The following is a 22,347-nucleotide window of genomic DNA, read 5'->3' on the forward strand; positions in this document are numbered from 1 at the left end:
TTATCAAGAATTTTTGCACGATTTTAGGTATTTTTTGTAAGCGCTTTCATATAGAATAATCCTAAAACTAAGGGAGGATTATTCTATGTCTGTACACGTCATTGATGAAGCAAATCGTTGTCTTGGGTGCCCTAATCCAAGATGTAGGGAAAATGGTTGCCCTATTCACACTAATATTCCAGAGATGATAAGGCTTTTTAAGGCAAATAAGATGATGGAAGCAGCACAGATGCTGTTTGATAATAACCCGCTTTCCATGATCTGTTCACTTGTCTGCAATCATGAGAATCAGTGCGAGGGAAACTGTGTCAGGGGAATAAAGGGAGAACCTGTGCATATTTCCTCAATCGAGAACTATATTTCTGACTCCTGCTTTGAGAGACTTGAGCTAAAAAAGGCACCATCAAATGGGATAAAAGCAGCTGTTATAGGCGCTGGACCTGCGGGAATAACAATTGCAATTATATTGGCTCTTAAGGGCTATTCAATAACTGTGTTTGAAACTCATGACAAGATTGGCGGTATTCTGCGTTATGGTATTCCTGAGTTTCGTCTGCCCAAGTCTATTCTGGACAGGTATTACAAGAAGATGAGAGAACTTGGCATTAAGTTCAGACCCAATTTCTCAATTGGTGGTTCTACTAACATTCAGGATCTTTTAAATGATGGCTACAAGAGCGTGTTTATCGGGACCGGAGCCTGGAGACCCAGAAAACTTGGTATTCCAGGTGAGACCTTTGGAAATGTTTTTTATGCAATAAACTACCTCAATAATCCTGATGTGTACGAGCTTGGCGATAAGGTTGCCATAATTGGAGCTGGTAATGCAGCTATGGATGTAGCAAGAACGGCTATCAGACATGGCTCAAGAGAAGTGACTGTATACGTTAGAGGTCAGGAGGTATCAGCTTCTAAGACTGAGTTTGAGTATGCTAAAGTAGACGGCGTCAAGTTTGAATACCAAAGATCGATTGTCAGGATTGAGGACGAAGGCCCTGTCTTTAAAGAAGAGAATGGAGAAAAGCTTATCCCGGCTGATAGCGTGATAATCGCTATTTCACAGATCCCTCAGGATAGGATAATCAGTAAGGAAAAAGACCTAAAGCTTAATGAAAAGGGTAATTTATTCACTAATGAACTAGGGGAGACATCAATACCAGGTGTTTTTGCATCAGGAGATGTGGTTACAGGAGCAAAGACTGTTGTTGCAGCAGTTGCAGTATCCAAGCAGATTGCAGAGGATATGCACAAGTTCATGCAGCAGTGTTGAAGTTAAAATAGGATGTAGGTGTACAAAATATATTTGTCACCTACATTTTTTCTTTAGTGAAAAGATGATTGATATTATGGTAGTATAGATACAGATGCTAAATTCTGATAAAGACTGGAGAACTTGGGCTCGATGAAACAGAACTATAAATTTGTGATCAGCTACGATGGAACAAGGTATCATGGCTGGGAGAAGAAGCAGGGAGTTGACACTATCCAAGGAAAACTGGAGAATGTGCTTAATAAAATGACAGGTGATTCTTCTGACCCTGTAGAGCTTATAGGTGCAGGCCGTACTGATGCCGGGGTCCATGCAAGAGCTATGACAGCAAATGTTATACTAAATACTGATCTTAATGAAAATCAAATACAGGAATATATGAATGCGTATCTTCCAGAAGATATAAGCGTTAACGAGGTAAAGGCCTGTTCTGACAGATTCCATGCCAGGTACAATGCTATAGGCAAGACTTATAGATATACCTGCTGGTATGGGACTTCCAAGCCGGTTTTTGACAGAAAGTATGTTGCAGTATTGGACAAGGAGCCAGACATAGATAAGATGAAGCTTGCTGCGATGCATTTAGTCGGGACTCATGATTTCAAGAGCTTTTGTGGCAATAAGAAATTTAAAAAGTCCACGGTGCGTACACTTGATACTATCAACATTGAAAAGAGTGGAAATTATATAAGGTTTTATTTTCATGGTAATGGCTTTTTACAGAACATGGTGAGAATCCTGACTGGCACTCTTTTAGAGGTCGGCTTCGGGACAATATCACCAGATAGCGTAAAAGATATATTGGAAGCGTGCGATAGAAGTAAGGCAGGCCCTACAGCCAGACCAGAAGGGCTTTGCATGATGAAAGTAGATTACTAATAATTTTTCTTATGTACGGGGGGTATATGAACAAAAAAATTACTAGAAACCTATTGCTAGCATTTGTCAGTCTTTTTGTAGTAACATTCGTTTTTTTATCTGCTCCAATATGCGCAAAGGCAGCTGGAATAGGGGCAGTGTCCATTTCTTCTGCCAGAATACATGGAGGAAATGTGAATATCACTGTATCAGCGCAGGACTTGCCTGATAGTGATGATGGCGTATTTTATCTTTATGCCGAAAAGGTATATCAAAATGGCCCAGAAGGCGCACCAGTTGCGGCAAAGCCTATGGGGGCATCTGTTTCTTATCAGATTCCACTTAACTTAAACACTACAGAATGCCATTTATACGACAAGTTTCAAGTTGCGGTGCTTCAGGGCGGCGTTGTAGTTCCTGTATCCAACGCTCACTATATAACAAATCCTGAAGTGCTGGCGTCTGTATCTCTTTCACCAAAAAATAATGGTAAAAAAGGTCTTATACTTGATGGAGCCAAGATTGGCAATGGAAATACTGAGGTTATAGACCTTGGAGTCCAGCAGGGCGCTTATAATATAAACCTTGAAGATGTCATTGGTGGAAATGGCGTTATCCAGTATGAATATAATGGCAAGGTTTATGCTTTTGATTCTGGATACGTAAGTCAGTACGATCACTGCGTCAGGACCACCTCTAGCCAGGGGATTGGGCTTACCATGGTTCTTTTAAATCCCTATGTGCCTGGAGAGGAATTTATGATTTCTCCCACATCCAGAGGAGGAGCAGGTAGATCTAACTACTACATGATGAACACCTCAGAGCAGGCGGGCCTTGAGTGGCTTGAAGCTACAGTTTCCTTCCTGGCCTTTAGATATAACGGACGTAATGGTTTGGGACAGGTGGATAACTGGGTTATTGGCAATGAGGTGAATGCCAAAAACGTATGGAACTATTCAAATGTTTCTGATGAACTTACCTATGCCCAGTTGTATGCAGATTCTCTTAGAGTCTGCTATAACGCTATAAAAAGTAGAAATGCAAATGCCACAGTATGCATCAGCCTTGATCAGAACTGGACAAAGGTGCATAATCCGGCTTCTTACTATTCTGCAAGGAGTATGCTTGAGGCTATAAATGCAGTGGTTTGTGCTCAGGGCAACTTTGACTGGGGACTTGCTGAACACCCCTATAATTATCCTATGACCTGGACAAGCTTTTGGACACCCAAGAATCCTTTCAGCGCCTCTATGATCCAGCATTCGATTGATACGCCTTATCTTTCAATGGAGAATATTGAACAGCTTACAGACTATATGTGCCTGCCACATATGCTAGGAACCAAGTGGCAGGTGAGACCAATTCTTTTGACGGAAATAGGATATTCCTCAACTCAGGGTGATGAGGCTCAGGCTTTTGCTATGGTTTATGCCTATCAGAGGGTAATGACCAACAGATATATCAGAATGATCATATTCAATCGCCAGACGGATTATCCTATTGAAGTCAGAGATGGGCTTTCTGTTGGGCTCACAGCCCTTGATGGCAGGAGGAAACTAGCTTACGAATACTTTAAGCAGATGAATGGAGGTAATTCTGGAGCGTATATAAATCAGGCGGCCGGGTACATGGGAATAGCTGATTGGAATGCTGCGATGAATGCCCGCTAAGCCAGTACTGGTGCGGGATTTATAGTTTTTTTATAAAGCTAAAAAAAGGATTAAATAACTATTGCTACCATCGATTAATTTACTTGAAAAACGCATAATTGAATTATCAAAAAAATCTGGTTGGAGGATCTTGATACATGAAAAAACGCGCTTTTTCTTGCTTAATTTCTGTGGGAATGTCAGTTATTTTCCTTTTTTTAAACTGCATACTGGAAATAGGACAGCTCACAGTATACGCAAGTGAGCAATCTGGCGGCCAGATTCTTATCGATAGCGAATATGTGATTCCGGATGATCTTGGATGGTGTACTTATTACGTAGTAGTTGCAACTAATAAGACTGATAGAGATATATCCATAAAGGCTGATTTTACAGCTTTAGATAAGAGCGGAAAAGAGCTGATGAAGGTTCACGACTATTCAGATGCAGTCAAGAAAAACCAGCAGTTCATACTCTACGGTCAGTTCAAAAATGTGGATATAAAGGATGCTGCGGATTTCAAGTACTCTTTTGACTACTCAGAAACCGACAACTGCACCTATACATCAGTTGATGTGGATGCCACCAAACTTGGAGAGTGCATACAGGTTTCAGCTACTAATTACTCAGAGCATGATATTCAGGGAGTAGGCGTCAGAACAGTGTTCCTCAATGGTAAAAAAGCTGTCGGCTTTGATGTAGTAAATATCGCTGATGTGGGATACACTTTCCACGGAGGCAGCACTAATTCTCAGGTTGTGGGACTTAATGCGGGAGCATATGATAACTACATTTTGACTTATACTTCAGCTGGAAATGGTGAGCTTGTAGATTTTTAATATCATTAGTTTTTTAGAGCGCAGGAAATGAGACCTGCGCTCTTTTCTTTTGTACCGGAATTATGCTATACTATTCACTGGTTACATATTTTGAATGAAAGAGATTTGTAAGGTATGACATCGGACAAGGAAGTAAGCAAGTCCAAAAAGGGTTACAGCAAGCGCATTCAGCGTCTTCGGAGGCTCATAGTTGCTACAGTGTTGGCCTCCTGTCTAGTGCCGACCTGCATTTGTGTCATCCTGGCAGTGAGAATTGACAGGATCAAGACCGATTATGAACAGGCTCAGGCGAACCTTGAATGGTACCGTGATACCTTTGGATATGAGAAAGATATAATGGCAGGTGGCGGTGACAAGGCTCAGGTAGTGGATAGTACTGCTACGGAGACAGATTCTGACGTCAATGCGAATACAACATATGATGTGGACTACGCCAATATAGCTGTGAGTGGAGCAGAGAATCCTGAGAATATCGAGGGTACGAGATATGTATATCTTACCTTTGATGATGGCCCTAGCTCTAACACTGGAGAAATTCTGGATATTTTGGCCAAGTACAATGTCAAGGCAACTTTTTTTGTATGTGGCAAGCCTGATTCCAGATATTCAGAAGCTTATCAGAGAATTGTGGATGAGGGACATACAATCGGAATGCATTCCTACAGTCACAAATATAGTGTGATCTATGAGTCTTTGGATTCTTTTAAGGATGACCTCAAGAAACTTAGAGAGTTTCTATATCACAATTATGATGTGATGCCCAAGTATTACAGGTTTCCTGGAGGAAGCTCCAACGATGTCAGCAATGTAGATATGCATGAGCTCATTGACTATCTTGACAAGGCAGACATCACCTTTTTTGACTGGAATGTATCTGCGGGGGACGACAGGGCAGGAGCTGATAAGACCACAATCTACAACAATATTGTGAATAATGTTCCAAGGTTTAAACATTGTGTAGTGCTGATGCATGATTCTGCTGACAAGCACGCTACAGTAGAGGCGTTACCAGAAATCATTGAGGCTATCCAGGCAATGGATGATACAGTGATAGTTCCGATAACTGACGATACGTTACCGGTTCAACATATCAAATAAAAGATTTATGACGGAGGATATCAAGATGGGATTTTTTTCTGAGCTGAAGAATGACCTTTCACAGGCTGTTAATACTCTCATGCCTGATGACAAGGCAGATGACACAGCTACTCTTGATAATGAGAAGGAAGAAGGTCTTGCTCACGGGGACAAAGCGAAAAATGTAGATATCGACAGCATGCTGAACAGGCTGGATGATATTAAACTTGACGAGGCTAGTGGGGAGACAGAACCTGTCGAGGAAGAGAAGGCTGAAGACGTAAAAGAGGTAGTTTCCGAGGAAGTATCCGAGGAAGAAAAGGCACAGGCGCTTGAGGAAGAGGTTCATAAGAGCGCACTTGATGTTATGGCTGAGCTCAAGCAGAATGCCGCAGCAGAGGCTGCAGCTGAACTTGAGGCACAGGAGAAGGCACAGGAAGAGGAAGAACTTCAGGAGCTTGAAGAGAAGATTGAAGAGCAGACTGAGGACGAGATAGTAGCACCTGAGCCACAGCCAGCAGTTGAGGCTATTAATAGTGCTAATGTAGAGAGTTATGCCGCAGCAGAAGCTGTAGCTGAAACTAATAATACAGACAATGGGGGATATAATACTATGGATTTCGAACAGCAGACACCAACAGATGAGACAGCTAGCATCACTGAAGGAATGGTCATCACAGGTGACATTCAGACAACAGGATCTTTAGATCTTATTGGTAAGGTAACAGGTAACATTAAGTGTCTTGGCAAGCTTAATATCACAGGTGAGATCACAGGTGATTCAGACGCAGCAGAGATTTATGCAGAGTCAGCAAGAATCACAGGTGAGATCAAGAGTAAAGGTAGTGTTAAGGTTGGTCAGAGCACAGTAATTGTTGGTAACATCTTTGGCTCAAGCGCAGTTATCGCAGGTGCTGTTAAGGGTGATATCGATGTTCATGGCCCTGTTGTTCTTGATACAACAGCTATCGTGATGGGTAATATCAAGTCTCAGTCAGTACAGATCAACAATGGTGCTGTTATCGAAGGTATGTGCTCACAGGCTTATGCTGATGTTAATCCTTCAGAGTTCTTCGAGACTCTTAAGAATAAATAATCTATTTTAATTAAATAATTGGAGCGTATTATGAGAATTTTATTAAAACTCAGTGGTGAAGCCCTTGCAGGCGACAAAAAGACTGGATTTGATGAGGAGACAGTCAGAAAGGTTGCACTTCAGGTTAAACAGCTTGTTGATAATGGTACACAGGTAGGTATTGTTATTGGCGGCGGTAACTTCTGGAGAGGCCGTACAAGTGAGAATATCGATCGAGTTAAGGCTGACCAGATTGGAATGCTTGCCACCATCATGAACTGTATTTATGTTTCTGAGATTTTCAGAAGCGAGGGCATGATGACTAATATCCTTACTCCTTTTGAGTGTGGATCATTTACCAAGCTCTTTTCCAAAGACAGGGCTAACAAGTATTTCGCAAGAAATATGGTTGTATTCTTTGCAGGTGGTACAGGACATCCTTACTTCTCAACGGATACAGGTGTTGTACTAAGAGCCATTGAAGTTGAGGCAGATTATATTCTTTTGGCAAAGGCTATTGACGGAGTTTACGATAGTGACCCTGCCAAGAACCCAGATGCTAAGAGATATGACACAGTTTCTATCAATGATGTAATTGCTCAGAATCTTCAGGTTGTCGATATGACAGCTTCTATTCTGGCAAGAGACAATAAGGTTCCTATGAGAGTATTTGCACTTCAGGAAGAGAACAGCATTGTTAAGGCTGCTGCAGGTGATTTCAACGGAACAACAGTTACAACAGACTAATTTACTACTGAAGTTTAATAGGAGGAATCAGGTATGAACGAAAAGATAAAAGAATATAATGACAAAATGCAGAAGTCTTTTGATTATTTAAGAGAGGATCTTGCTTCTATAAGAGCTGGAAGAGCTAATCCTCATGTTCTTGACAAGATCAAGGTTGATTATTATGGAACACCAACACCTCTTCAGCAGGTTGGTAACGTATCAGTTCCAGAGGCTCGTATCATACAGATCGCGCCTTGGGACAAGTCTCTTATCAAGGACATTGAGAAGGCTATCATGATGTCAGATCTTGGAATAACTCCAAGTAATGACGGCGCCGTAATTAGACTTGTTTTCCCTGAACTTACAGAGGAACGCAGAAAGCAGCTCACCAAGGACATTCGCAAGAAGGGTGAGGATGCCAAGGTTGCAGTCAGAAACGTTAGACGTGATGGAAACGATGCTTTCAAGAAACTTAAGGGCACAGATGTATCTGAGGATGAGATCAACGATCTTAACGAAGAACTTCAGAAGATCACTGACAAGTTCATCAAGGATATTGATGCTGCAGTAGAAGAAAAGAATAAGGAAGTAATGACAGTTTGATTATTTTTGCTCCGCATTATTGCGGAGCAAATCATTTTGTAGGTAATTGATATGGAAGAAAATTTAAACATTCCACAGCATGTGGCAATAATACTTGATGGCAATGGCAGATGGGCTAAAGCTAAGGGCATGCCCAGAAATTACGGACACATGCAGGGAGCCAAGGCAGTAGAAGATATGCTGGTAAATGCCAGAGATATAGGCATTAAATATATTACAGTTTATGCATTTTCTACTGAGAATTGGAGCAGGCCTGAATCAGAGGTAACTGCGCTCATGGGCATTCTTAGTACTTATCTTAAGAGTAGTATCAAGAAGTCCATGAAGAACAATGTCCGCTGCCGCGTTATCGGTGAAAAGAGTGCTCTTTCACAGGACATTCAGAAGGCTATAGCAGATCTTGAGGAGGCAACTGCCGGAAATACTGGACTTACATTTACAATTGCTATCAACTATGGCAGTAGAGATGAGATTACAAGGGCTGTCCGCAAGGTAGCTCAGAAGGTAGAAAACGGAGAACTCAAGGCATCTGATATCACAGAAAAAGATATTGCAGATAATCTTGATACTAACTATCTCCCAGACCCTGATCTTCTTATCAGAACATGTAACGAACAGCGTGTTTCCAACTATCTTTTGTGGCAGCTTGCTTACACAGAGTTTTATTTTACGCCTGTAGCATGGCCTGATTTTGATAAAGAAGAGCTTTTGAAGGCTGTTGAGGCGTATGGAAACAGAACCCGCAAATTTGGCGGTCTAAAAAACTGATCAGTAAGGCTGGTGCTAAGATTTGAAAACTAGAGTCATTAGTGGAATTGTTATAGGAATAGTTTTAGCTGGAGTCCTTATTCCGGGTGGATATCTTTTGGCAGCTATATTACTTGCTGTTTCATGTATTAGCTTTTTTGAACTTACAAGAGCTACCGGTATCCATAAGGAAGGACAAAAGTGTAATGCCATTGAGTTTTGTGGATATGTCTCCATCCTTGTGCATTACATTCAGATGATCCTTATAAAGGACTACAGATATTATGTGTTCTCAATAATGTTTGCATTTTTCCTTATTATGGTGTGCTACGTTGTAAATTTCCCTAAATTTACTGCAAGCATGGCGATTACGGCATTCTTTTGCTTTGTATATGCCCCTGTGAACATGTCATTTGTGTATCTTTTAAGAATCAGGCCTTATGGTCAATATTTTGCCTGGATACCTTTTATCGCCTGGGTTTGCGATACCTGCGCATATTTTACGGGCCGTGCTTTTGGGAAACACAAGCTTACGCCCAAGCTATCTCCCAAGAAGACAATCGAGGGAGCAATCGGCGGAGTTATAGGTTCTGTGCTTGTGGGGCTTATCTTTGGATATGTCCTCTACCGCAATGAGACGCCTAATCCTCGCGTATACGTAGTGCTTGCTCTTATTACATTTGTTGGCAGCATCATCGCTCAGCTTGGAGATCTTCTTGCTTCCGGCATAAAAAGAGATCACAACATCAAGGACTATGGCCAGCTTATTCCAGGTCACGGTGGTATTATGGACCGTTTCGACAGCGTCATCTTCGTTACTCCATGTATTTATTTCCTGGCCGCAGTGCTTGTTCCCCTTATCTGGTGATGGAGTTTTGGCGGTAGAAGTTTGAAGGCAAGGAGCTTCAATGTGTTGGTATGATATTTTGATATCAAAAGTGATGAAGCCTGAAAGTTAATGCATGGAATCTGATATTGGGCAATTTAAATTTGCTATTTAAAATTTGAAATTTGAAATTGGGTATTTGAAATTAGGTATTTGAAATTAGGTATTTGAAATTAGGTATTTGTAATTAGGTATTTGTAATTTGAGAGAAGTAATGGATCCTAGGGGCTATTACTTCTTTTTTTATGATTCACACAGAGTAATGGATGGGCGACTCTTTGCTCTAAAAAAACGTACTTGGCATCACCTGACCAGATTAAAATGATGCAAAACAAGAAAAAAGCAAGATTTGCATCATTAAGAAGAGATGCCGTGATGCAGAAAACAAGAAATTAAATGATATGCATCACCTGGCCAGGCCAAAATGATGCAAAACAAGAAAAAAGCAAGATTTGCATCATTAAGAAGAGATGCCGTGATGCAGAAAACAAGAAATTAAATGATATGCATCACCTGGCCAGACTAAAATGATGCAAAACAAGAAAAAAGCAAGATTTGCATCATTAAGAAGAGATGCCGTGATGCAGAAAACAAGAAATTAACTGATATGCATCACCTGGTCAGACTAAAATGATGCAAAACAAGTATAAATGCATTTTTTGCATCAATGAAATAGAGACAAATAGTGCAGAATGAAGAAAAGACTGCGTTGTGCATTATTACGACAAAGCAGAATTAAAGCAGCCATTTTTTACAATAGGAAAAAACAGTTCTAAGTGGTATAGTAAGAGGTAGTTTTATATTTTTTGAATTGAGAAAAATGGCATAAGCACTTTGATACATTAGCGATTGCTCATAAAGTAGCATACATAATATATTATAAGACTTGATATGATAAAAACCAAAATACAATAAAGATAAGTAATAAGAAAAATAAGATAAGAAATAGGACAAAAACATGAAGAGAAAGATTATTTTATTGGGTTCCACAGGATCAATTGGAACACAGACATTGGACATAGTAAGAAGCAACAGTAAAGAGCTTGAAATTGTAGGTCTTGCGGCAAATAGGAGTGTAGATGCAGTTGAAAAGCAAGTTAGGGAGTTTAAGCCTAAATATGTATGCATGTATGATGAAGCTGCAGCCAAGAATCTTCAGGTAAAGATTAAGGACACAGGAATCAAGGTTCTTGCAGGAATGGAAGGACTTTTAGAAATAGTATCAGTTCCTGAGGCAGACACTGTGCTTACTGCTGTAGTTGGAATGATTGGAATCCAGCCAACTATAAGGGCTATAGAAAGTGGCAAGGATATTGCTCTTGCTAACAAGGAAACATTAGTATGCGCAGGACATATCATCATGCCTCTTGCAGCTAGCAAGAAAGTGCAGATACTTCCTGTGGACAGCGAACATAGCGCAATTTTCCAGTCTTTGAACGGAGAACCAAGAGACAAAGTTGAGAAGATTCTTTTGACAGCAAGTGGCGGCCCTTTCAGGGGCAAGAAAAGAGAAGAACTTGCAGCCATGACTGCTGCAGATGCGCTCAAGCATCCTAACTGGGACATGGGGCCTAAGGTTACCATAGATTCTTCATCACTTGTAAATAAAGGTTTGGAAGTAATGGAAGCAAGATGGCTTTTTGACGTTAGCCTTGATAACATCCAGGTACTGATCCATCCTCAGAGCATAGTTCATAGTGCGGTTCAATACGTGGACGGAGCAGTTATTGCTCAGCTTGGAGTGCCTGATATGAGACTTCCTATCCAGTACGCACTCTTTTACCCTGACAGAAGACCAATGGCGGAAAAGAGACTTGACCTCTTTGAACTTGGAAGTCTGACCTTTGAAAAGCCTGATACAGATACCTTCAGAGGACTTAAGCTTGCTTTTGATGCGGCTTATGCAGGTGGCAGCATGCCTACTGTATTTAATGCAGCCAATGAGATGGCAGTTAAGGCATTCCTCAAGGGAGACATCAAGTATTTTGAGATTTATGACATGATAGAAAGAGCTATGCAGCACCACAAGCGCATCGATAACCCTGATGTAGCGGCAATTCTTGCTGCTGAGCAGGAAACTTACGATTTTCTTAGGGCGTGATGTAAAGTTTTTCTAGCAAGTCACTTGGTGACTCTTGGTTAAAAAATCTAACAGAAGGAAGAGAATTTTTGTGAGTAGCATGATTGTAAGCATTTTAATTTTCTTTATCATTTTCGGTGTCCTTGTGGCATCCCATGAGTTTGGACACTTCATTGTGGCCAAGACAGGTGGAATAAGGGTTAACGAGTTCTTTATCGGAATGGGGCCAACAATCTGGAAAAAGAAAAAGGGAGATACTTTATATAGTTTAAAGCTTTTACCGATTGGCGGAGCTTGTGTATTTGATGGAATGGACCCTGTGGCTGAGGAAAAGGGGGAATATGATGAGCATTCTTTCCTGAATGCCCCAGTGTGGAGGAGAATAGCAACTCTTTTTGCAGGTCCATTTGCCAATTTCTTTATTGCATATATTCTGGCTATTGTGCTAGTTAGCTTTTCTCAGTGGAATTTCCCTGTCATCTACAATATGACTGAGGATTCAGCCGCTGTAGAAGCTGGGATGCAGATTGGCGATAAATTTATAAGTGTTGATGGTGAAAAGGTCTACATGGCTGGCGAAGTTACACTCATTTCACAGTTTGCAGAGGGAAGCCCTATGGAGATTGTCTATGAGAGAAACGGTGAACTCCACGAGACCACTCTTGTTCCCAAGTACAGCGAAGAAGCTGGAAGATACTACATGGGCATTTACCTTGGAGATTATGAGGATATCAAGGGCCCTGCGGCTTTGAAGTATGCCTGGTATGAGGTTAGATACTATTTCAAGACTACCTACAGGAGTCTGGCTCTTTTGTTTAAGGGCAAGCTTTCCAAGGACGACGTTTCCGGCCCTGTTGGAATGGTAAAGATGGTAGATGACACTTACGAAGAGGTTAAACCTTATGGCATTTCTGCAGTGATCCTCACAATGCTGTCACTTACAGTGCTTTTGTCAGTTAACCTGGGAGTCATGAATCTTTTACCTATCCCTGCTCTTGACGGAGGAAGATTAGTATTCCAGTTTATAGAAGTTATTTTTGGAAAGCCGGTTCCACCGGAAAAAGAGGGCTTCGTTCACATGATAGGTATGATAGCGCTTCTAGGACTGATGGTATTTGTGCTATTCAACGATATTACAAAGTTCACAAGGTAGTTCAGGCAAGCGCCATATAGTTATGCATGCAATCCGTACTACCTAGAAAGTTCAGGCAAGCGCCATATAATTGTGAAAAAAGGAGAATCCATGGCATATAGAGATAATACAAAAGTAATACATATCGGAGACAGAGTAATCGGCGGTGGTAACCCAATCCTGATCCAGTCTATGACAAATACAAGAACAGAGGACGTTAAAGCCACTGTAGATCAGATATTAAGGCTTGAGGAGGCTGGGTGTGAGATCATCAGATGCACTGTGCCCACTCAGGAAGCAGCCGAAGCGGTAAAAGAGATAAAGAAGCAGATACATATTCCTCTTGTAGCGGACATTCATTTCGACTACAAGATGGCTATTGCTGCGATGGAAAATGGTGCTGATAAGATCAGGATCAACCCAGGAAATATCGGTTCCAAGGACCGAATAGCAGCAGTGGTTTCCTGTGCAAAAGAAAGAAATATACCCATCAGAGTTGGTGTTAACTCAGGTTCACTTGAAAAAAATCTTGTTGAAAAATACGGTGGAGTAACAGCCCAGGGCCTTGTGGAAAGTGCTCTTGATAAGATTGGTATTATAGAAGATCTTGGCTACGACAACATGGTTGTCAGCATCAAGTCATCAAACGTAATGCTCTGTGCCAAGGCCCATGAGCTTCTTGCACAGAAATGCAAATATCCTCTGCATGTTGGAATCACAGAGGCTGGTACTCTTTATGGCGGTAATATCAAATCTTCTGTAGGACTTGGAATTATATTGAGCCAGGGAATCGGCGATACCATCAGAGTTTCTCTTTCAGGTGACCCTGTAGAAGAAATTAAGACAGCCAAGTTTATCCTTCGCACACTTGAGCTTAGAAAGGGAGGCATTGAAGTGGTATCATGTCCTACCTGCGGCAGGACAAAGATTGATCTTATCGGGCTTGCTAATCAGGTGGAAACTCTTGTTCAGAAGTATCCGCTTGATATAAAGGTTGCAGTTATGGGCTGTGCAGTTAATGGCCCTGGAGAAGCCAAGGAAGCAGACATCGGAATAGCTGGTGGCGACGGTGAAGGACTTCTCATCAAGAAAGGTGAAATAGTCAAGAAAGTGCCAGAGGATCAGCTCCTTGAAACACTAAAATTCGAGCTTGATAACTGGAAGTAAACTCCAAACGAATGCTGATCCATTGTCAGCATAATATAGTAATAAATTAGTCCCGAAGTAAGTGTATGTATGGGCGAGACTGTGCTGATAAGGTAGTCGAGCCAGGCGTGCAAAATTTAGGGACGGGGTAGAAACATTGAGGGAGTTATGAGTAAAAGTTTTTTTGAGGTTTTTCCTGCCCTGAAGCTGGACGCTCATACCAAGGAAATCATGGAACAGACCATGGTTGACAAGGTGTCCACAACTAGAAAGCAGGACTTTATCAGGATATATATTTCCAGTAACAAGCTGATTGACAAGTCAGACATCCTTAAAACAGAAGCTGGTATAAAAAAGCAGCTCTTTGGCGACCAGGATCTGACAATCAAGATTTACGAAAAGTTTAGCTTGTCTGCTCAGTATACCCCTGAGAATCTGATAGATCTGTATAGAGAAAGTATAGAGATGGAACTAAAAGACTATGACCATATGGAGTATAGTCTTTTTCGTTCTGCTTCTTTTGTGTACCCTGATGACGACAACATAGTCCTTAAACTCGAGGATTCTGTAGTCGGAAAAAAGAAAGCCCCAGACCTTATCAGGGTTCTGTCCAAGATCATCAACGAAAGATGCGGACTTACTGCAGCTATTTCTCCTGAATTTGTTCAGGTGGAAAAAGAGGAAAATGAGCCCGATTACTCTGCTGAGGCTGCCAAAATGGCCAAAAAGCTTGAGGCTGTTGAGCTTGAAGCTCTTGAAAAGAAAAAGGAAAGAGAAGAAAAGAAAGCTGCCAAGGCTGCAGAAAAGGCTGGCAACGCAGGCATTGGAGCAGGTGCTGCCGGGACAAATGCCGGAACAAATGCTGGAGCAGGCAGTGCAGGTAGCGCAGGTGCGGGCTCTGCTGGAAGTGGAGACTTTAAAAAGAACCCTTCACAGGAAGGCGGAAACAGCTCTTTTGGCGGATCCAAGGGAAAATGGACTGGAAGAGGCAGAGACTTCGGAGGAAGCTACAAGAGGTCCGATAATCCGGATGTTATCTTTGGCAGAGACTTTGATGATGAGGTCATGAAGCTTGTGGACCTTGTTGGCGAGATGGGAGAGGTTGTTATCCACGGCCAGATCACTGCTTACGACCAAAGAGATATCAGAAACGAAAAGAGCATCATGATCTTCGATGTCACAGATTTTACAGATTCCATCACTGTCAAGATGTTTGTCAAGACTGAGGATGTTCCGGAAATCACCAAGGACATCAAGAAAGGCGCATTCGTTAAGGTTAAGGGCATTGCAGCTGTCGATAAGTTTGACCATGAGCTTTCAATTCAGTCAGTTGCTGGTGTAAAAAAGATACCGGATTTTACCACCAAGAGAGTTGACAGAGCAGATTTAAAGCGTGTTGAGCTTCACTGTCATACCAAGATGAGTGATATGGACGGTGTTTCTGAGGTAAAAGATATCGTGAAACAGGCCTACAAATGGGGCATGCCTGGAATTGCCATCACTGATCACGGTGTTGTTCAGGCTCTTACTGATGCCAATCATGTCTGGGAGGATCTGTATTCTGGTGAATGCAAGCGCAGGAAGGAAGCTGGAGAGCCGCCTATCGAGAGACAGGATTTCTTTAAACTTATCCTGGGCGTTGAGGCCTACGTTGTAGATGACCTTAAGGAAATTGTTGTTAATGACAAGGGGCAAAGTCTTGATGATACAACCTTTGTCGTGTTTGACATAGAGACAACAGGCTTTTCGCCTATCAAGAATAAGATAATTGAGATTGGCGCTGTTAAGATCAGAAACGGCGAAATAATAGAGAGGTTCTCTGAGTTTATCAATCCTCAGGTGCCAATTCCTTATAGAATTGAGAAACTTACAAGTATCAATGACGAAATGGTCATGGACGCTCCTACAAGGGAGGTTATTATTCCTAAATTTGTGGAATTCTGCCAGGGCGCGGTACTTGTGGGACACAATGTTTCTTTTGACATTAGTTTCATAAATCAGAACTGCCAGGAACTTGGCATAGAGGTTGATTACACAACAGTAGATACGCTGTGGCTTGCCAGATATTTCTTCCCACTTCAGGCCAAGCACACCCTTGATGCGGTTGCCAAGACCTTAAACGTTGTTCTTGACCACCACCACAGGGCTGTGGATGATGCGGAGTGTACAGCACTTATCTTTAACAAGTTTGTTCCAATGTTAAAAGAGCAGAAGGCTCAGACACTCACAGATGTAAATGTCTTGGGTAAGCCAACTCCAGACATGATAAGGCATCTGCGCCCCAACCACTGTATCATCCTGGCCAAGAATACACTGGGCCGCGTAAATCTTTATACACTTGTCAGCAAGTCTCATGTGGACTACTTTAGAAGATTTCCTCTTGTTCCAAAGAGTGAACTGATCAAGTACAGAGAGGGATTGATTGTGGGAAGTGCCTGCTGTGCGGGCGAATTGTATGGTGCTGTTGTTGAGGGAAGACCACCGGAAGAGATTGCAAGGCTTGTAGATTTTTACGATTATCTGGAAATCCAGCCTGTTGCCAACAATCACTTCATGGTTGGCTCGGAAAGATATGAAGATATTAACTCTGACGATGATATCAGAGAGATAAATAAAGAAATAGTCAGACTTGGCGAGCAGTTTAACAAGCCGGTTGTGGCCACATGCGATGCTCACTTCTTAAACCCTGAGGATGAGATTTACAGAACCATCATCATGGCTGGAAAAGGTATGGACGACGAGGAGCCGGCCCCTCTTTTCCTAAGGACCACAGAAGAGATGATGGCTGAGTTCGACTATCTGGGCTATGACAAGGCAAAAGAGATAGTCATAGACAATACAAGGCGTATTCTTGATATGTGCGACAGCATATCGCCGGTACGTCCTGATAAGTGCGCCCCTGTCATTGCAAATAGTGATGAGATCCTGACTAAGATCTGCTACGACAAGGCTCATGAAATCTATGGTGAGAACCTTCCTGAAATTGTTCAGGAGCGTCTTGAAAGAGAACTTAACTCAATTATAAAGAACGGTTTCGCCGTAATGTATATCATTGCTCAGAAGCTTGTTTGGAAGTCCAATGAGGACGGATACCTGGTAGGATCTCGTGGATCAGTAGGTTCATCCTTTGTTGCTTTTACGTCAGGTATTACCGAAGTTAATTCCCTGAGCCCGCATTACGTTTGCCCTAAGTGCAAGTATAGTGACTTTGATTCGCCTGAGGTTGTGGCTTTTGGCGGCAATTCGGGCTGCGATATGCCAGACAAAAGATGCCCCAAGTGCGGAACCATGATGTACAAGGATGGATTTGATATTCCTTTCGAGACTTTCCTTGGATTCAAGGGAGATAAAGAGCCGGATATCGACCTTAACTTCTCTGGAGAATACCAGTCCAAGGCCCACAAGTATACAGAGGTTATATTTGGCTACGGACAGACCTTCAGAGCAGGAACAATTGCCTCTCTTGCTGATAAAACGGCTTATGGCTTTGTTAAGAAATATTATGATAGTATCGGTGCCAGCAAAAGAAAATGCGAGATAAATCGTATTGTACAGGGTTGCACCGGAATCAGGCGTGGTACAGGCCAGCATCCTGGAGGAATCATAGTTCTTCCTGTTGGAGAAGATATTAACTCATTCTGTCCTGTACAGCATCCGGCTAATGATATGACAACGGCCACTATTACAACACATTACGACTATCACTCAATTGACCATAACCTGCTAAAGCTTGATATTCTGGGTCATGATGATCCTACCATGATCAGATTCCTTCAGGACTGCACGGGCCTTGATCCTAAGCTTGTGCCTCTTGATGACAAGAATGTTATGAGTTTGTTTATGAACACCACTGCTCTTAATGTAACACCAGAGCAGCTTGGCGGAACCAAGCTTGGATGTCTGGGACTTCCTGAGTTTGGTACTGACTTCGCTATGCAGATGGTTATTGATGCAGGGCCTTCATCCCTGTCCCACCTAATAAGAATTTCTGGTCTGTCCCATGGTACAGACGTTTGGCTTGGTAATGCCCAGACTCTGATCCAGGAGGGAACAGCAACAATTGATACCTGCATCTGCTGTCGAGACGATATTATGATCTACCTGATCCAGAAAGGCCTTGATAAATCTGAGTCCTTCAAGATCATGGAAGCTGTCCGTAAGGGTAAGGTTGCCGGAGGCAAAGAGAAAAACTGGCCTGAATGGAAAAAAGATATGATAGACCATGGTGTTCCGGATTGGTACATCTGGTCTTGTGAAAAGATCAAGTACATGTTCCCTAAGGCCCACGCTGCAGCCTATGTTATGATGGCTTGGCGTATAGCTTATTTCAAGGTTTACGTGCCACAGGCTTTCTATGCAGCTTGGTTTAGTATCAGAGCCAAAGCCTTTAACTATGAGCATATGTGCCTTGGAGAGAATCACCTTCATGCTATCATGCGTGACTACCAGAACAGGAAAGATGAGCTCACTAATGCCCAGCAGGCAGAGTACGGAGATATGCGTCTTGTAGAGGAAATGTACGAGCGTGGCATAGAATTTATGCCTATCGATATCTTCAGGGTTAAGTCCAGAGACTTCCAGGTTATTGGAGATAAGATCATGCCTGCTCTTACCAGCATCGACGGCATGGGTGAAAAGGCTGCTGACCAGATAGTTGAAGCTGCCAAGGACGGCCCGTTCTTGTCCAAGGACGACTTTAGACAACGCACCAAGTGCCCTCAGGGTGTAATCGAGAAGATGGCCGAAATGGGACTTCTTGGAGATATTCCTGATTCCAATCAGATTAGTATTTTTGATCTTATGAAGGGATGAGAGAGGTATTTGGTGAGATTTTGTTAGTTGTAAGCACAGTAGAAGCTAGGCTTAGTAGGGGCTTGTGCGTAGATTGCTGCCTATGTACTGCAAGAAAAGTGAATTATGAGATTTTGCATGACTTTGTGTTGAAGCAGTGATGCAAGAAAAGTGAAATATGAGAATTTGCATGACTTTGTGCCGAGGCAGTGATGCAAGAAAAGCAAAATATGAGAATTTGCATGACTTTGTGCCGAGGCAGTGATGCAAGAAAAGTGAAATGTGGGATTTTGCATGACTTTGTGCCGAGGCAGTGATGCAAGAAAAGTAAGAATGAAAAATATGCATCATCTAAGTCAAGTTAAATCATGCAAGATAAGGAAAAGACAAATTTTTGCATTACATAAACTGTGAAAAATCATGCAAGATAAGCGGAATGTGAAATCTTGCATTACCTTGACTTGAGTCTACTAAGGAAGATATAGAAGAAAATATATTTGGTATCATTTTATACTAGTGGAGGAATTGATATGAAAAGTAAAAATATGAGTTTTGTTTTGTCGGGGTTATTTTTTGCAATTTTCTGCTTGTTGATAATTATTGTTAAGACAGTAGATGTGGCTACAATAGGTCCAGAAGGAACCAGCATAGGACTATCACACTTAAACGGAGCAATCCACAATTTCTTTGGAATTAACAATCTTTGGAAAGCTATATCAGAAGCGGCTCTAGTGCTGGCTTTGTGCCTGGTTGCAGAGTATGCAATCATAGGACTTTTAGAGTGGATTACGAGAAAGAGCCTTGCAAAAGTGGATAAGTATCTTTTCTGTCTTGGCGGATTATATGCGGTTTTAGGCATCCTTTATGTCTTTTTTGAAAAAGTGATAATCAACTACAGGCCTATAATTGAAGAGGGCGCAGAGCATGTTGAGGCATCTTTCCCTTCAACACACACCATGCTGATCGTAACAATTCTTGGAAGCGTCATCATCATTAACAAAAGATACGGCCAGATTTCACAGCGCCCCAGAGCACCTTGGATGAACATGTTAATGCAGGCTTTCCTTGCACTTCTTATAGTCTTAAGCGTTATCGGAAGACTTGTTTGCGGAGTACACTGGTTTACAGATATTCTGGGTGGAGTTCTTTTAAGTACGGCACTACTATTTGCGCTTGCTGGCTGCTTGGATATTTTTGCGTCAAAAGAAAAATGAAACAAATGAAGATTTGTTTTGCTTGCATATTTTTGTAACAGGTGAGTAGAATTAATTGTCCCTATGATAGGAGCAGAAAAAGCTCTTGTCATAGGGATTTTTTATGATAAAGGAAATATCTCTGAAGCTATATCATAAAAACGCTCCGCTTGAGCAGAGCACTTGCTGAGGTATTATCGAAACTAGTGCGAGCCACACAGAGTAATGGATGCGCACTCGCGCGATAGGTAAATGTTGCTGGCAGCATTGCTGGGAGTGGTGTGGAAAGTGCATATTTTTTTGTTGGAGACTTGGTGGTGTGTACGAAAGATGCTCTAAGTTCTTTAGTAATCCTGGTCACTGTCAATTTCGCTGTTTGGCTTCATGTAAAATGCAAGATGCATGACAGTGTGTTTTATTAACGCTTGCATGGTAAATTTCTGCTACTTAGTGCTGATATTGGCTAATTATTTTAAAAGAAATATATATGTTGCATCATGAAAATATGGCAATGCCAAAAGAAATAACATAAAAAATAATACGCTAAAAACCGCGTGGTTGAGCGCTTTTTGAAAAAACTTCAAAAAAAATTAAAAAAATTTGAAAAAAGTGCTTGCATTATTTTATGTATTGGGATAATATAAACAAGTCGCCGCGGTACGGCAGCGACACACAAGAGTAAATGCCTCGTTGGTCAAGCGGTTAAGACGCTGCCCTCTCACGGCAGAATCAGCGGTTCGATTCCGCTACGAGGTACTGACTGTTTAATAACAGCCCAACCCGAATCCCAAATCACTGAGTGATTTGGGTATTTTATTATCTTAATGATATTCTGTTGAAAGGCCTATCGGCCATCCTTGGATATTCTTCCATAGATTTCACAGAACAAGATTAAATGATAGTGAACGTGCTGAAACAATAATGTGCTTAGATAGTGTCTTTGCAATCATATAGATTCAATTTATTATCGGAAATTCTTTTTGGCAATAATGTAGTAGTCTCTGCTGATTAAAAAATGGATACCGTTCCGAAGACAGATAGCGCGTGTATTAGCATGTAGTAGCTAGATTAAAGGAGGAAAAGTGTCAGAATCATATTTTGCAAAAAGAAAGCTTATACTTGAAAAGGAAATTGAAAGGCACCGAAATGAAATCATACAGTATCCAGCTGGGAGATTAGTTAGGAATCAAAAGGGTGATAAAATCCGGTGGTATCATTATAAAAAGAAAAAAGATGGTAGCTACGAGAGAAAGTATCTCAATAAAGAAGATGTGTTGGTTGCCCAGAAATTAGCTCGAAAGGAATACATAAAAGCCTTTTTGAAAGATAAAGAAAACGAGATAAAGAGTATTGATAAGTATTTGAAAATTAGAAAAGAGACATATCACCAAGAATACAAAGATGCTTGTGACAAATACAGGGATCTTCTTGGCACCGTAAAATGGGATGCGGAAGCATATGAAAAAAATCAAGCGCATCTGGAAAACTTGATTGTTAAAGCTCCAAAAGGTGAGTATGTAAGATCCAAATCAGAAGCACTTATAGCAAATGCTTTATTTGATGCAGGGATTCAATATAGATATGAGTGTGGAATGACTTTGGACGGCTTTGTTATTTTTCCCGATTTTACTATAAAAACGGAGAATAATAATCTGTTGCTTTGGGAACATTTTGGAAAGATGGATGATCCTGACTATTTGAAGAAAGTAAACTGGAAAATGAATCTATATATGAAAAATGGGTATTATCCAGGAAAAAATCTATTAGTAACCTATGAAACACAGATGAAGCCACTGATAATTGAGGATGTGATGAAAGTGATAACGGATAATTTGATGTGATGCAAGAAACAAGGAAACAAGTTTAATGCATCAAAGGCAGGCGGTTCGGTGATGCAAAAAAGCAGCAAATTAGAATTTTGCATCATTGGTGCGGAGTAGATTGATGCAAGAATTAGATGAATTGCTATATTGCATGACTTATAGGAAAACTAGTGATGCCAAAAACAAGAAAACAAGATCTATGCATCACGACTAGAGGTGCAAGTGATGCAAGAAGAAGGAAAGCAAGAATTTGGCATCACAGATTATAATTCAAGTGATGCCAAAGACAAGAAAACAAGATCTATGCATCACGACTAGCGGCGCAAGTGATGCAAGAAGAAAAAACAAGAAGTCCTGCATCACTTCCTGCAGAAAACTCCATAAGAACTCCATAAAAACTCCATAAAAATAAGCGAAAATTTGACATACCCCAGCTACTGTGCTAATAT

General features: G+C 41.4%; 16 protein-coding genes and 1 tRNA gene. All 17 read left to right on the forward strand.

Features of this window, described 5'->3' with window-relative positions; genetic code table 11:
- Positions 1-85 precede the first annotated feature (85 nt).
- The 17 genes from BLO53_RS13475 (at position 86) to BLO53_RS13555 (ending at position 21,916) form a co-directional block, all read left to right on the forward strand.
- Positions 86-1,270, forward strand: coding sequence for an NAD(P)-dependent oxidoreductase (locus tag BLO53_RS13475; RefSeq protein WP_092062668.1), 1,185 nt, complete (start codon positions 86-88; stop codon positions 1,268-1,270).
- 132 nt (positions 1,271-1,402) lie between these two features.
- On the forward strand, positions 1,403-2,149 hold the full coding sequence (truA, locus tag BLO53_RS13480) for a tRNA pseudouridine(38-40) synthase TruA (protein WP_092062671.1): 747 nt from the start codon (positions 1,403-1,405) through the stop codon (positions 2,147-2,149).
- A gap of 26 nt (positions 2,150-2,175) precedes the next feature.
- Positions 2,176-3,798: a DUF5722 domain-containing protein gene (locus BLO53_RS13485; protein ID WP_092062674.1), complete on the forward strand. Its 1,623-nt coding sequence runs from the start codon at positions 2,176-2,178 to the stop codon at positions 3,796-3,798.
- A 137-nt stretch (positions 3,799-3,935) separates the two neighbouring features.
- On the forward strand, positions 3,936-4,616 hold the full coding sequence (locus BLO53_RS13490) for a hypothetical protein (RefSeq protein ID WP_092062677.1): 681 nt from the start codon (positions 3,936-3,938) through the stop codon (positions 4,614-4,616).
- A 114-nt stretch (positions 4,617-4,730) separates the two neighbouring features.
- Positions 4,731-5,714 carry a polysaccharide deacetylase family protein gene (locus tag BLO53_RS13495; protein WP_092062680.1) on the forward strand — a complete coding sequence of 328 codons (984 nt, stop codon included), beginning with the start codon at positions 4,731-4,733 and terminating at the stop codon, positions 5,712-5,714.
- Between the two features lie 25 nt (positions 5,715-5,739).
- On the forward strand, positions 5,740-6,789 hold the full coding sequence (locus BLO53_RS13500) for a polymer-forming cytoskeletal protein (protein WP_242875379.1): 1,050 nt from the start codon (positions 5,740-5,742) through the stop codon (positions 6,787-6,789).
- Positions 6,790-6,819: 30 nt separating this feature from the next.
- Positions 6,820-7,515 (forward strand): UMP kinase, encoded by a 696-nt coding sequence (pyrH, locus tag BLO53_RS13505; protein WP_330365637.1) that lies wholly within the window; start codon positions 6,820-6,822, stop codon positions 7,513-7,515.
- A 33-nt stretch (positions 7,516-7,548) separates the two neighbouring features.
- On the forward strand, positions 7,549-8,100 hold the full coding sequence (gene frr, locus BLO53_RS13510) for a ribosome recycling factor (RefSeq protein WP_092062683.1): 552 nt from the start codon (positions 7,549-7,551) through the stop codon (positions 8,098-8,100).
- Positions 8,101-8,151: 51 nt separating this feature from the next.
- Entirely contained in the window at positions 8,152-8,868 is a 717-nt protein-coding gene (locus BLO53_RS13515; RefSeq protein WP_026488289.1) for an isoprenyl transferase, read from the forward strand.
- A 22-nt stretch (positions 8,869-8,890) separates the two neighbouring features.
- Positions 8,891-9,715 (forward strand): phosphatidate cytidylyltransferase, encoded by an 825-nt coding sequence (locus BLO53_RS13520; protein ID WP_092062686.1) that lies wholly within the window; start codon positions 8,891-8,893, stop codon positions 9,713-9,715.
- Positions 9,716-10,691: 976 nt separating this feature from the next.
- The gene (locus tag BLO53_RS13525) at positions 10,692-11,834 is read left to right on the forward strand and encodes a 1-deoxy-D-xylulose-5-phosphate reductoisomerase (RefSeq protein ID WP_092062689.1); all 1,143 of its coding nucleotides are present in this window, start codon (positions 10,692-10,694) and stop codon (positions 11,832-11,834) included.
- A 79-nt stretch (positions 11,835-11,913) separates the two neighbouring features.
- On the forward strand, positions 11,914-12,966 hold the full coding sequence (gene rseP / locus BLO53_RS13530; RefSeq protein WP_026488292.1) for an RIP metalloprotease RseP: 1,053 nt from the start codon (positions 11,914-11,916) through the stop codon (positions 12,964-12,966).
- Positions 12,967-13,056: 90 nt separating this feature from the next.
- Positions 13,057-14,112 (forward strand): flavodoxin-dependent (E)-4-hydroxy-3-methylbut-2-enyl-diphosphate synthase, encoded by a 1,056-nt coding sequence (ispG, locus tag BLO53_RS13535; RefSeq protein ID WP_092062692.1) that lies wholly within the window; start codon positions 13,057-13,059, stop codon positions 14,110-14,112.
- Between the two features lie 147 nt (positions 14,113-14,259).
- On the forward strand, positions 14,260-18,903 hold the full coding sequence (locus BLO53_RS13540) for a PolC-type DNA polymerase III (protein ID WP_092062695.1): 4,644 nt from the start codon (positions 14,260-14,262) through the stop codon (positions 18,901-18,903).
- A 509-nt stretch (positions 18,904-19,412) separates the two neighbouring features.
- Positions 19,413-20,096, forward strand: coding sequence for a phosphatase PAP2 family protein (locus tag BLO53_RS13545; RefSeq protein WP_092062698.1), 684 nt, complete (start codon positions 19,413-19,415; stop codon positions 20,094-20,096).
- Between the two features lie 663 nt (positions 20,097-20,759).
- Positions 20,760-20,831: transfer RNA gene (locus tag BLO53_RS13550), tRNA-Glu, on the forward strand.
- A 326-nt stretch (positions 20,832-21,157) separates the two neighbouring features.
- Positions 21,158-21,916, forward strand: a complete 759-nt coding sequence (locus BLO53_RS13555; protein ID WP_092062701.1) for a hypothetical protein — start codon at positions 21,158-21,160, stop codon at positions 21,914-21,916.
- Positions 21,917-22,347 lie beyond the last annotated feature (431 nt).

Source organism: Butyrivibrio sp. INlla14 (assembly GCF_900102515.1).
Classification (GTDB): Bacteria; Bacillota; Clostridia; order Lachnospirales; family Lachnospiraceae; genus Butyrivibrio.